Here is a 13470-nt window from a genome sequence, read left to right as displayed (position 1 = left end):
CCGCCGCCGGCTCCGCCCTGACCGGCAGCGACGTCGACGCCTGGCTCGACGGCCTGCTGCCGGCCGCGCTCGACCGGACCGACATCGCGGGGGCCACCGTCGCCGTGGTGCACCACGGGAAGATCGTCAGCGTCCGCGGGTACGGCTACGCCGACACCGGCAGGGCCGGCGTCGGGGCGGTACCGGTCGACCCGGACCGACACCTCTTCCGGATGGGATCGGTGTCGAAGCTCGTCACCGCCACCGCGGTGCTGCAACTCGTGCAGAGCGGGCAGCTCGACCTCGACGCCGACGTCGAGACGTACCTCGACTTCGACCTGCCGCGCCGCTTCGAGCGGGCCGTCACCCTGCGGCACCTGCTGACGCACACCGCCGGCTTCGAGGAGCGGATCAGCGGCCTGATCGGCACCGACGGCAGCGCCGTGGAGCTGCGCAGGGCCCTGGTGACCGACCCGCCGGAGCAGATCTACCAGCCCGGGACCGTCCCCGCCTACTCCAACTACGGCAACGCGCTCGCCGGCTACATCGTCGAACGCGTCAGCGGAACCCGCTTCGAGGAGTACGTCCAGCGCAACATCCTGGACCGCGCGGGCATGCCGTCGTCGACCTTCGAGCAACCTCTCCCGGCGCCGCTGCGCGACCGGATGTCCAAGGGGTACGACACCTCCGCCGCACCCGCCGCGCCGTTCGAGATCGTCGGCACTCCCCCACCCGGCGCGCTGAGCGCCCCGGCGACGGACATGGCGCGGTTCATGCTCGCCCAGTTGGGTGAGCCGGTGGGCTTCGCGCCCCTGCTGGATCAGCCCACCCGGGAGCTGATGCAGCGCCCGGCCCTCGACGCGACGTCGCTGGGCACCCTGGCCGACGGACCCCGGATGACCCTCGGCTTCTTCGAGGAGAACCGCAACGGCCACCGGATCCTCGGCCACGGCGGCGACACCAACTACTTCCACTCCCACCTGCAGATCTACCCCGACGACCGGGCTGGCATCTTCCTCTCCCTCAACAGCACCGGCTCCGGCGCGCTGGACAGCCACGACCTGCGCCAGTCGGTGGTGAACGGCTTCGCCGACCGCTACTTCCCCGCCCCCGCCAACCACGCCCACCGCCGGCGTCGACCCGGCGACCGCAGCCGAGCACGCCGCGCTGGCCGCCGGCACGTACGAGTCCTCGCGCGCGGTGCGGAGCAACTTCCTGACCGCGATCGGCCTGGCCGGTCGGACCACCGTCAGTGTCGCCGACGGCGGCCGACTGCGGTTCGAGCCAGGTCCACTGTCCGACTCCCCCGCCCTGTACGAGGAGGTGGCTCCCTGGGTCTGGCGTGAGGTCGGCGGGCAGCGCACGATCGCCATCCGGGCGACCGACGACCGGGTCGAGGCGATCGGTTTCGACTCCGCGTTCGCGTTGCTGCCGGTCGAGCCGGCACGGGCCAGCACGCTTGTCGTCCCGGTGCTCGCCCTGTCGACGGTCGTCCTGCTCCTCGCCGTCCTCTCCTGGCCGGTCGGCGCGCTCGTCCGCCGCCGCCTCGGCCGCGCCCGCCGCGACCGGGCGGGCCGTACCGCGCGGATCCTGAGCCGCCTCGCCGTCGCCGGCACGCTGCTCGCGTTCGCCGGTTGGGCGCTGAGCATCAGCGTCATCATGGGCCTGCGGGAGGTTCCCGACGTCGTCCTGCGCACCGCGCAGGTGCTGCAACTGGTCGGTCTGCTCGGCGTGCTGCCCGCCGGTGTCCGGCTGGTCGACGACGTCCGACGCCACGCCGGCTGGCCGAGGATCGTCGGCAGCGCTCTGGTCCTGCTCGCGCTCGCCGGCGCGGGCTGGTTCGCCGTGGAGTTCCACCTGCTCGCGCCTAGCATCTCCTACTGACCCCGACCCGCGACGATCCGGAGCGAGGACACGCACCCCATGAGGGACCACACCGGCACCGATCCCGGCTCACCCCGCCTGACGACGTGGCTCGACCGACGGCTCACCCGGCTCGGGGTGACCGGGGTGTTCCCCCGGGACTGCCTGCTGGCGGCGGCGCTGACCGTACTGACGTTCATCCTGCTGACGGTGCTGTTCTGGTTCGTGGCACCGGCGGACGGGGTGTTCTTCGACCCGACGCGGGCGTGGCTGATCGTCGCCATCTGCTGCGCCCAGGCGATGCTGCTGTGCCTGCGTCGGGTCAGGCCGCTGCTCTGCCTCGCCCTCGTCGCCGGCCTGCAACTGCCCGTCATCGGCATCGCCCCGCCCGAGGCGACCATCCGGGGCGTCGCACCCTTCGTCGCGGCGTACACCGTCGGGTCGTTGCTGCCGGTGCGGCGCGCGCTGCTGGCCGTCGGCGCGGTCGTGGCGGTGGAGTCGGTCGGAGCGGCTCTGCTGGTGACCCCCGATCCGCTGACGGCAGTCGGGTACACCGCCGCGAGCGCCCTCACCCACGCCGGAGCGACAGTTGTCGGCGGCTGGGTAGCCACCCACCGCAGCTACGCCGAGCTGGTCCGGCTGCGCGCGGACGAGGCGATCCGGGAGGAGCGGACGAAGCTTCAGGCGGCGATCGACGCGGAGCGCTCCCGGATGGCCCGGGAACTGCACGACGTGGCGGCCCACCACCTCTCCGGCATGGTGGTGCAGGCGGCAGCGGTCGAGCGGCTGATCGACCGGGACCCGGACGCGGCGAGGGCCGGCGTGGCCTGGATCCGGGCCCAGGGCAAGGAGACCCTGGACAACCTGCGACTGGTCGTCGGGGTGCTACGCGGGCGGCCGGGGCGCGAGGGCGGCGACGGCGCCACCCCGGTGCCCGGCCTGGGCATGCTCGACGACCTCGTCCGCACGGCGGGCAACCTCGCCGGCCCGGTGGAGTTCGTCCGGGAGGGCGACCCGCGCGAGCTGTCGCCGATCGCCGACGTCGCGCTGTACCGGATCGCGCAGGAGTCCCTCAGCAACGCCCGACAGCACGCCCCGGGTGCGCCGGCGCGGGTGGTGCTGCGCTTCCTGCCCCGCTCCGTGTCATTGCAGGTGGTGAACGAACCGGGCACCCCGCGACCGGTACCGGCCGCACGGACCGGCGGTGTCGGCCTGGTCGGCATGCGCGAGCGGGCCCAGTTGATCGGGGCGACGTTCACCGCCGGGCCGACCTCGACCGGTGGTTGGTCGGTCACCGCGACGCTACCGACGAACGGTCCCGCCGCGTCGCATCCGAAGGAAGAGGCCACCGCATGATCAGAGTGATGCTCGTCGACGACCAGGCGGTCGTCCGTGCCGGCTTCCGCGTCATCCTGGAACAGGCCGGCGACATCGAGGTGGTGGCCGAGGCGTCGAGCGGGTCCGCCGCGGTCGAACTGGCCCGCCGGCTGCAACCGGACGTCATCTGCATGGACGTCCGGATGCCGCACGGCGACGGGCTCACCGCGACCCGGCAGATCGTCGCGGACGCGACCGGGACGCCGCCTGCGGTGCTGGTGGTGACGACGTTCGACCTCGACGAGTACGTCTTCGGCGCGCTGGAATCCGGTGCCAGCGGGTTCATCCTCAAGGACTGTGAGCCCGACGACCTCATCGAGGCGATCCGCCGCCTGGCGAGCGGGTACGGGCTCGTCGACCAGGCCGTCACCCGCCGGGTGATCTCCGAGTTCGCCAGACGCACGCCCACCCCCCGCTCCGACGCGGCGGCGGCGCACCAGCTGACCGCGCGGGAGACCGAGATCGTGGAGCTGCTCGCGGAGGGCCTGTCGAACGTCGAGATTGCCGAGCGGCTCTTCATCGAGACCAGCACGGTCAAGTCGCACCTCGGGCGCGCGATGGCCAAGGTCGGCGCGCGGGACCGGTTGCAGACCGTCGTGTGGGCGTACCAGAACGGCGTGGTCCGACGGTGACGGTCACGCTTCGGTGTGGCGGCCCGCGAACGCCGATCGCCACCGCGTCCGCCCCGCTTCCCCGGCCCGCCGGCAGCGGGGCGGACGCCGGTCACCGCGCGCAGCCCACTGTCAGACCGTCGGGCACCGCACTGGTCGCCACCAGCAGACCGAACGTGGTCGCCCCGTCCAGCGCCAGCGTTCCGTTGTAGGAGGCGTTGCGGACCGCGACGTCGGCACCGGTCGTCTCGGCCACCCCGCCCCAGACCGACTGGACGCGCTCGTCGCCGGACCACCGCCAGGAGACCCGCCACCGGTCCAGCGGCTCGGTGCCGGTGTTGCGGACCGTGACCGTGGCGACGAAACCGGTACCCCAGCGGGCGTCGATAGTGGCCGTCGCGCGGCACGACGTCAGTGCAGCGGTCCGGGCCGACGCGATCACGTACGGGTCCCGCCGCCCATCGGCGTCGGTGAACCGGTACCAGTACTCCGTGTCCGGGGTCAGCCGGTCGATGGTCACCGTGCCGTTGCGTTCCGGCCCGGTGACGGCCTCGGCCACCGGCGACCGCCGCTGTTGGGCGTCCTCCCGGCTGGCGAAGAGGTTGACGGTCATCGGCGGGTTGTAGCCACAGGGCGGGGCGAAGAACACCCAGTACGAGATGGTCAGGCTGGTGCTGGTGGTGCCCGTCACGGTGGCGGTGATCGGCAGCGCGGGCGGGCAGGTCGGCGTCGGCGACGGGATCGGTGTCGGCGTGGCGTAGGGAATCACCTCGGCGGCGCTTGTCGCCCCGGCGGCGGTCGCACCGGTCAGGGCGGCCAGCGCCATGGTGGTGACGGCGAGGAACGTGCGAAGCATCGGTACCTCCGTGGTTGCCGGGCACCGATGACCGAGGGGTGTCGGTGCCGCGCTCGGGTGTCCGGTCACCGACGGAGGCTGCCCGGCGCGGGTGGCGTGGCCACCGCGCGCGCCCCGTGGACCGGAGGGGATGTGGTGCGCGCTGGCTCCCCGAGCACGACCGAAGCACAGCATGGCAGTCGGTGGGCATCGATACAAGCAGGTCCCGATCCGGTCGGACACCGTCCGTCTCCGCTTCGCCGCAGGGACACCCGCCGGGTGCCCGGACCGAGAATGATCCATCGTGGTCTATCCACTCGGACACGGGAGCACACCATGCTCGACGCAAGCAGCTCGGCTCGGCGACCCCGAGCGGTGCGGGCGCTGATCGCCGCGGCGGCGCTGGCGGCGGCCACACTCGTCGCACCGGCCCCCGCCGGCGCCGCCGTCAGCCGGGCCGAACTGGCCCTCCGCTGGGCGCCCATCCACTATCAGGACGTCGACGCCACCGGCAGTCACGCCCTGAGCGGTCGGTCGGACTACCTCACCGCCGTCGACTTCGACGGCGACCTGGACGGACGCAACAACTGGGACCGGGCCGGTCAGGCGGGCGCGTCGCTCGCCGCGCACGCGTACTACTCGGTCGTGGAGACGAGCACCCACTGGTACATCACGTACTTCTTCTTCCACCCTCGGGACTGGACCGACCATCCGTTCTTCGAGACCGAGCACGAGAACGACGGCGAGGGCGCGCTGTTCGCGATCGAGCGCGACGGCTCGCCGTACGGGGTGCTGCGCTCGACCGTCACCGTGGCACACAGCGACTTCTTCTCGTACACGCCGGCTGGCAGCACCTGGACCAGCGGCGGGGAGAGTGTGGACGGCACCCTGCGATTCCAGGCGTCGCCGCACGACACCTTCGAGCACCCGGTGACCGCACAGGAGGCGCAGGGCCACGGCCTCAAGGCCCACCCGCAGTACGACATCAACGGTGACGGCCTGGTCTACTACCCGTCGACGGTCGCCGAGACGCCGAGCAGCGGCAACGACCGCGACGTGCGGTACGAGCTGATCGACATCTTCGCCGCCGGTGGTCTGTGGGCGCAGCGCTCCAACGCCAGCCTCTTCGCCGGCCTGGGCACGTTCGCCGGCGACACGTCAGGTGACTGCGGGGCGGGCACCTGGAGCTGTTCGACCAACTCGGCCAACGCGCCCTGGGGCTGGGACGACGGCGACGACGCGCCCGCGCGTGGTGAGATCGCCAGCGACCCGGCGAAAATGGCGGCGGCCTACTTCACGGTGCCCGGCGGCCTGGCCCGCTCCTACAGCTACAACCCGTACGCGGGCGCGGCGGCGGCGCTCGCCGAGGCGGCGCGGACGGCCACCCCGACCGTCGACTGAGGTATCCGTCTCCCCAGGGTCGGGCCCCCTCCCCTGGCTCTGTGCGGATTCGCCCCGCCCGGCGACACCGGGCGGGGCGAATCCGAGCGGGTCTGTCGATTCAGCGCCGGCCCACGAAGATGCCGATGCCGTTGGCGACCGCGCGCTCCGTACCGTCGGAGGGGCTGTTGCGGGCGGTGGCCGCCGCCTGGCCCGGTTCCCGGACGGCCACCGTGCTGGAGCCGCCGCCGTCCAGGTTCACCGCGTCGGTCGCGCCGAGCGTGCGCATCAGGTCGGCCAGTTCGGCGATGGTGAACCCGGCGCTGGCCGGGGCGCGGCCGGCCAGGACGACCAGGTACACCGTCCTGCCGTCGGGGCCGACGCCGGCCGAGCTGCGCACCGCCGCGGTCTTGGTGTCCAGACCGGCCAGCGGCTGCCCGGCACGCAGGATCGGCGCCCCACCGACCGCGAACGTCAACCTCGGCTTGCCGGCGGAGTCGAGCTTCTCGCGTACCTGCACCCGGTCGCCGACGGTGAGGTCGTCGAGCGCGTCCGCGCCGCGCTCCCGGCCGACCAGCACCTGGGTGTCGGCCGGGATCGCGCCCGCGCCGGGCAGCTGACCGACAGCGGTGATCACGCCGTCGCGGACGGTGACCTCGTAGGTGTGGGAGCTGCACGGGTCGCTGCGGCTGGTGTCGGTGCCGCAGGTCGACCGGATCCGGGAGGCGGAACCCCAGGCGGCGGTGAACAGGCCGACGCCGTCGACCGGCAGGGCGTACTGGTTGAGGCCGCTCAGCGCGATCGTGCCCTTCCCGCTGCGCACCTCGCCGTCCAGACTCAGGGTGTCGACGCGCGCCTTGCCGTTCACCCCGACGCCGAACACGTCCCGGGTCGAGGTGCCGGGGGCGAGGCCCGGGCCGAAGCGCTGGGCGTTCGGCACGGCGAACTTCAACTCCGCGCCGTCGGCGATCTCGGGACCGGACGACGAGTAGGTCGGCGTGACCCCGGCGTGCGTCTCGCTGTTGTTGAAGAAGTCGCCGTTCACGCCGGCGACGGCGCCCTGCTCGTTCGTCATCGCCGAGACGACAGTGCGCTGCGCGACCGCGTCGGGGTGCAGCAGGTCCAGGGAGACCGTGTTCTTCCTCAGGTCGGCCGTGAGCAGGTAGCCGACGGTGACGCCACGGGGCGTGGCCACCTGGAACGAGCCGTACGTGACACCCTGGGCGAGCTGCTCGGTCGAGGTGAAGGTGATCGGGGTGGCCCCGGCGGGTACCGTGGCGGTCGCGGCGTGGGCGACGCCGACCGGCGTCACGAGCGTGCTCAGCCCCGCTGCGAGCAGCAGCGCCAGACCTGGGCGTAGGAGGTTCAACGACCTCATCGCCGCTCCTTTCGTGGTGCGTTCCCTGACTGCGCCGGGTTGGCGGTTGACCGGACCGGCGATGATTCTCGGCACGAGCCGATCACGCGGGGGTGAACGTCGGAGGCGGTCGACGTGAACCAGCCACGCCGTCTTGATCAACTGTCGGAGCAGGTGGGAGCAGGACGGGCCGGATCAGAGCGGGCCGGGCCGAGCCCCGGGGATACCAAAAACTTTTGTTAGGTTCCTACAACCTGCGGACGGTTGGTTCAGTGGTTGCGCCATAGCGCTGGCAGCCGGCAGGCGGAAAGGTGATCACTGCTGGGAGCCGTCGTCTCGCGGCAGGTAGTCCGAGGTCTAGCTAAGGGGTCGTTCGGGTGTTCAACCGTGTCGCCATCGTCAACCGTGGTGAAGCCGCCATGCGGCTCATCCACGCGGTCCGCGAGTTGGCCGCGGAGACCGGCAACCACATCGAGACTGTCGCGCTCTACACCGACGTCGATCGCACCGCCACATTCGTGCGCGAGGCGGACATCGCCTACGATCTCGGCCCGGCGTCCGCCCGGCCGTACCTCAATCTGGCGGTGCTGGAGCGCGCCCTGACCGAGACCGGGGCCGACGCCGCCTGGGTCGGCTGGGGGTTCGTCGCGGAGGACCCGACGTTCGCGGAGCTGTGCGAGAAGATCGGCGTCACGTTCGTGGGGCCGAGCCCGGACGCCATGCGCCAACTCGGCGACAAGATCGGCTCAAAGCTGATCGCCGAGAAGGTCGGCGTACCGGTCGCGCCGTGGAGCCGCGGTGCCGTCGAAACCCTGGACGCCGCACGTGCTCGGCAGCCGAGGTCGGCTACCCGCTGATGCTGAAGGCGACGGCGGGTGGCGGCGGGCGCGGCATCCGGGTGATCAGGAACGAGGCCGAACTGGTCGACGCGTACGAGCGCACCAGCCAGGAGGCCGCGCGGGCGTTCGGCAGCGGCATCGTGTTCCTGGAGCGGCTGGTCACCGGGGCCCGGCACGTCGAGGTGCAGGTGATCGCCGACGGGCAGGGCACCGCGTGGGCGCTCGGCGTCCGCGACTGCTCGGTACAGCGACGCAACCAGAAGGTCATCGAGGAGTCGGCGTCGCCGGTGCTCGACCCGGCGCAGGCCGCCGAGCTGAAGACGTCGGCCGAGCGGCTGGCCGTGGCGGTCGGTTACCGCGGCGCGGCGACCGTCGAGTTCCTCTACCATCCCGGCGACCGGCTCTTCGCGTTCCTCGAGGTCAACACCCGGCTCCAGGTGGAACACCCGATCACCGAGCTGACCACCGGGTTCGACCTGGTCAAGGCGCAACTGCACGTCGCCTCGGGCGGTCGGCTGGAGGGTGCGCCGCCGGCCGAGCGCGGGCACGCCATCGAGGCCCGGCTGAACGCCGAGGATCCCGACCGCGACTTCGCGCCGTCGCCGGGCCGCATCGCCCGGTTGGACCTGCCCAGCGGCCCCGGCATCCGGGTGGACACCGGCGTCAGCGAGGGCGACACCATCCCGGCCGACTTCGACTCGATGATCGCGAAGATCATCGCGTACGGCCGGGATCGCGACGAGGCGCTCGGCAAGCTGCGCCGGGCGATGGCGAACACCACGGTGATCATCGAAGGTGGCGCGACGAACAAGAGCTTCGTGCTCGACCTGCTCGACCAGCCCGAGGTGATCGACGCCAGCGCGGACACCGGCTGGATCGACCGGGTCCGTGGTGAGGGTCGGCTCGTCACGCACCGCCACTCCGCGGTCGCCCTGGCCGCCGCCGCCATCGAGGCGTACGAGGAGGAGGAGCGCGTCGAGCGGCAGCGGCTGCTGTCGACGGCGGCCGGCGGACGCCCGCAGGTGCAGCACGCCAGCGGCCGACCGTTGGACCTCAAGCTGCGCGGGGTCGGCTACCGCACCCGCGTGGCGCGGGTCGGCGCGCACCGGTTCCGGGTCGGCATCGAGACCGGCACTGTGGTGCGCACCGCCGATGTCGAGCTGGACCGCTTCGACCGGCACACCGGCCAGATCGTCGTCAACGGCATCCGGTACCGCCTGCTCACCGGCACCTACGGGCCGACCCACCTGGTCGAGGTGGACGGCGTGACGCACCGGGTCAGCCGGGACGAGGGCGGCGTGCTGCGCTCCCCGATGCCCGCGCTTGTCGTCGCCACCCCGCTGGAGGTCGGCGCCGAGGTCGAGGCGGGCGCGCCGGTGCTGGTGCTGGAAGCGATGAAGATGGAGACGGTGCTGCGGGCCCCGTTCCGGGCGCGGTTGAAGGAGTGCGCCGTCGCGGTGGGCAGCCAGGTGGAGGCGGGCGCGCCGCTGCTGCGCCTGGAGCCGATCGCGGACGATGCCGCCGAGACCACTGACGACCCAAGCGCCGAGACCGTCGAGCTGGACCTGCCCACCGCCGCCGGGGACGTCTCCGCGTTCGAGCGCAGCCGGCGCGGTCAGGAGGACCTGCGAGGTCTGCTGCTCGGCTTCGACGTGGACCCGCACGACGACCGTCGGGTACTCGACGACTACCTGATCGCGCGGCGGGCGGCCACCGAGGCCGGGCAGCGGCCACTCGCCGCCGAACTCGACCTCATCGAGGTGTTCGCCGATCTCGCCGAGCTGAGTCGCAACCGGCCGACGGGCGAGGACGGCGGCGCCGCCCACGTGCACAGCGCCCGCGAGTACTTCCACACCTACCTACAGAGCCTCGACGTCGAGCGGGCCGGACTGCCGGACGCCTTCCAGACCAGGCTGGCGAAGGCGCTCGGCCAGTACGGCGTCACCGACCTGGAGCGCGACCCCGCCCTCGAAGCCGCCGTCTTCCGGATCTTCCTGGCCCAGCAACGCGCCTCCTCGGACGCCACGGTCATCGCGGCGCTGCTGCGCGCCTGGCTGCGGGAGACCCCGCCGGACGCGGCGTTGCGCGAGCCGGCCGGCCTCGCGTTGGAGCGGCTGATCGCCGCGACGCAGGTCCGCTTCCCCGTGGTCGCGGACCTCGCCCGCGGCGTGGTGTTCGCCTGGTTCGCCCAGCCGCTGCTGCGACTCAACCGCGCCCGCGTCTACGCCGACGTCCGCGCGCACCTGCGGCACCTGGACGCGCACCCGGACGCGGCGGACCGCGCCGAGCGCGTCGCGGAGATGGTACGCAGCACGGAGCCGCTGGTCCGGCTGCTCGGTCAGCGACTCGTCCGCCACCACCTGGACAACGCGGTGATGTTGGAGGTGCTGACCCGGCGGTACTACGGCAACAAGGCGCTCACCAGTGTGCGCACGCACACGGTGGCGGACTGCACCTTCGTGGTCGCCGAGCGCGCCGACTCGAGCGTGGTCTCCGCCGCGGTGAGCTTCGACGCGCTGGGCAGCGCCCTGCGCGGGTTGGCCGAGCTGGCCAACGGCGAGGACTCCGTGGACGCCGACATCTACCTCGGCTGGGAGAGCCAGCCGGCGGACTTCGACGAGATGGCGGCCGCGTTGGCCGAGGTCATCGCGGCGCATCCGCTGCCGCCGCAGGTCCGTCGGGTGACCACCACCGTCGCGGGTCGTCGCGGGGCGGTGATGCACCACCACTTCACCTTCCGCCCGTCCGGCGCGGGGCTGACCGAGGACCGGTTGATCCGTGGTCTGCACCCGTACATCGCGCAGCGGATGCAGCTGGATCGGCTGCACAAGTTCGACCTGACCCGGCTGCCGTCCTCGGACGAGGAGATCTACCTCTTCCAGTGCGTGGCCCGGGAGAACCGGTCCGACCAGCGACTTGTCGCGTTCGCGCAGGTACGTGACCTGACCGAGCTCCGGGAGCAGGACGGCCGGCTGGTCGCGCTGCCGACGACCGAGGGCGTCATCGCCGCCTGCCTCGACTCGATCCGCCGCGCGCAGGCGGCGCGGCCGTCCAAGACCCGCTTCAACACCAACCGGATCGTGGTCTACGTCTGGCCGCCGAGCGAGCTCACCCGCGAGGAGATGGAGATGATCGCCGGGCGGGTACGCCCGACGACCGCGGGTGCCGGGCTGGAGGAGATCCTGTTCATTGCCCGGCAGCGCGACCGGCGGACCGGCGAGCTGTCCAAGATCGCCGTACGGATCTCGTTCGACGCCGTGGGCAACGCCGAGCTGGTCGTCGGGGAGCCGCCGGTCGAGCCGGTCGAGCCGCTGGACGAGTACCGGTTGAAGGTGCTGCGGGCGAGCAGCCGCAACACCGTGTACCCGTACGAGCTGACCGCCCGGCTCGGTGACTTCGTCGAGCACGACCTCGACGGCGACCACGTGTTGGTGCCGGTGGACCGGCCGAAGGGGCGCAACAGCGCGGCCATCGTCGCCGGGGTGGTCAGCACGCCGACCGAGCGCTACCCGCAGGGTGTCACCCGGGTGGTGCTGCTGGGCGACCCGACGAAGTCGCTGGGTGCCCTCTCCGAGCCGGAGTGCCGGCGGGTGATCGCCGCCCTGGACCTGGCCGAGCGGATGCGGGTGCCGCTGGAGTGGTGGGCGCTCTCCGCCGGGGCGCGGATCTCGATGACCTCCGGTACGGAGAACATGGACTGGGTGGCCGCGGCGCTCAAGCGGATCGTCGAGTTCACCCAGGCCGGCGGTGAGATCAACATCGTGGTCGCGGGCATCAACGTCGGCGCTCAGCCGTACTGGAACGCCGAGGCGACGATGCTCATGCACACCAAGGGCATCCTGGTGATGACGCCGGACTCGGCGATGGTGCTCACCGGTAAGCAGTCGCTCGACTTCTCCGGCGGGGTGTCCGCCGAGGACAACTTCGGCATCGGCGGCTACGACCGGGTGATGGGCCCGAACGGGCAGGCGCAGTACTGGGCGCCGAGCCTGACCGCCGCGCGGGACGTGGTGATGGCGCACTACGACCACACGTACGTCGCGCCCGGCGAGGCCGCGCCCCGGCGGGCGACCACCACCGACCCGGCGGACCGCGACATCTCCGACTTCCCGCACGACGTGGCGGGCAGCGCGTTCCGCACCGTCGGGGAGATCTTCTCGGCCACTGCCAACCCGGACCGCAAGAAGCCGTTCGACATCCGGACGGTGATGCGGGCCCTCGCCGACCAGGACCACCCGGTGCTGGAGCGGTGGGCCGGCATGGCGGACGCGGACACCGCTGTCGTGCAGGACGTCCACCTCGGTGGCATCCCGGTCTGTCTGCTCGGCATCGAGTCCCGGTCGGTGCCGCGACACGGCTTCCCGCCCACCGACGGCCCGGACACCTACACGGCGGGCACCCTGTTCCCCCGCTCGTCGAAGAAGGCCGCGCGGGCGATCAACGCGGCCAGCGGCAACCGGCCTCTCGTCGTGCTGGCCAACCTGTCGGGCTTCGACGGCTCACCGGAGTCGATGCGCAAGCTGCAACTGGAGTACGGCGCCGAGATCGGCCGGGCGATCGTGAACTTCCGGGGGCCGATCGTGTTCTGCGTGATCTCGCGCTACCACGGCGGCGCGTTCGTGGTGTTCTCGAAGGCGCTGAACCCGAACATGACGGTGCTCGCGCTGGAGGGCTCGTTCGCCTCGGTGCTCGGTGGCGCGCCCGCCGCCGCGGTGGTGTTCACCGCCGACGTCAACGCCCGCACGGCCGCCGATCCGCGGGTGCGGGACCTGGAGGCGCGCGTCGCCGCCGCGGCCGGCACCGAACGCGCGCCCTGACGGCGGAGCTGGACGAGCTGCGCTCGTCGGTGCGCACGGAGAAGCTCGGCGAGGTGGCGGCCGAGTTCGACCGGGTGCACAACATCCAACGCGCCGTCGAGGTCGGCTCGGTGGACGCCGTCGTCCGGGCCGCCGAGCTGCGTCCCCGCATCATCGAGGCCATCGCGACCCGCCTGGGGTGAGACGACCTGGCGGTGACCGCCGGTCACCTCCGTCGGGGCGGATGCGGTGGTGAGCGGTATACCTCACAGGTATAAATATGGGTCTTGTGACGTGTCTGTGGGTGGGTCGGCGCGTCGTTGATGGCGCACGCCGTTGTCCTGCCTAGGTTCTGGCTTGTCGAAGGTCAGAACTAGTGAGGCGGGCAACGGCGTGCGTTCTGCCAGGGTATGGGCTGGGCTGCTCGGGGTCG

7 protein-coding genes and 1 pseudogene are annotated in these 13470 nt (G+C 72.2%); 6 read left to right on the top strand and 2 right to left on the bottom strand.

All coding sequences use genetic code 11. The annotated features are described in order from the left end of the window. The 4 genes from JM949_RS26060 to JM949_RS26045 all read left to right on the top strand — a co-directional run. Positions 1-1325, top strand: a 1325-nt coding sequence (locus JM949_RS26060) for a serine hydrolase domain-containing protein (RefSeq protein ID WP_203150907.1), incomplete at its 5' end; no start/stop codon positions are given. Next, positions 1303-1863, top strand: coding sequence for a hypothetical protein (locus tag JM949_RS26055; RefSeq protein ID WP_203150906.1), 561 nt, complete (start codon positions 1303-1305; stop codon positions 1861-1863). The genes JM949_RS26060 and JM949_RS26055, both read left to right, overlap by 23 nt. A 39-nt stretch (positions 1864-1902) precedes the next feature. After that, entirely contained in the window at positions 1903-3198 is a 1296-nt protein-coding gene (locus tag JM949_RS26050; RefSeq protein WP_203150905.1) for a sensor histidine kinase, read from the top strand. Further along, positions 3195-3851 (top strand): response regulator, encoded by a 657-nt coding sequence (locus JM949_RS26045; RefSeq protein WP_203150904.1) that lies wholly within the window; start codon positions 3195-3197, stop codon positions 3849-3851. Before JM949_RS26050 ends, JM949_RS26045 begins: the two co-directional genes overlap by 4 nt. A gap of 91 nt (positions 3852-3942) precedes the next feature. On the opposite strand, the gene JM949_RS26040 is transcribed toward JM949_RS26045, so the two are convergent. Beyond that, the gene (locus tag JM949_RS26040; RefSeq protein ID WP_203150903.1) at positions 3943-4686 is read right to left on the bottom strand and encodes a cellulose binding domain-containing protein; all 744 of its coding nucleotides are present in this window, start codon (positions 4684-4686) and stop codon (positions 3943-3945) included. A 315-nt stretch (positions 4687-5001) separates the two neighbouring features. Between JM949_RS26040 and JM949_RS26035 the strand changes: the two genes are divergently transcribed. Then, a complete protein-coding gene (locus tag JM949_RS26035) occupies positions 5002-6066 on the top strand; it encodes a hypothetical protein (protein WP_203150902.1) in 1065 nt (354 codons plus the stop codon). A 100-nt stretch (positions 6067-6166) separates the two neighbouring features. On the opposite strand, the gene JM949_RS26030 is transcribed toward JM949_RS26035, so the two are convergent. Continuing rightward, positions 6167-7423: a phosphodiester glycosidase family protein gene (locus tag JM949_RS26030; protein WP_203150901.1), complete on the bottom strand. Its 1257-nt coding sequence runs from the start codon at positions 7421-7423 to the stop codon at positions 6167-6169. Positions 7424-7779: 356 nt separating this feature from the next. On the opposite strand from JM949_RS26030, the pseudogene JM949_RS26025 reads away from it, so the two are divergent. Further along, positions 7780-13240 (top strand): annotated as a pseudogene (locus JM949_RS26025) (ATP-binding protein). Positions 13241-13470 lie beyond the last annotated feature (230 nt).

Source organism: Micromonospora tarensis (assembly GCF_016803395.1).
In the GTDB taxonomy this organism is placed as follows: domain Bacteria; phylum Actinomycetota; class Actinomycetes; order Mycobacteriales; family Micromonosporaceae; genus Micromonospora; species Micromonospora tarensis.
Note: the sequence above shows the minus strand (reverse complement) of the source record. Positions and strands in the feature narration are given on the sequence as shown.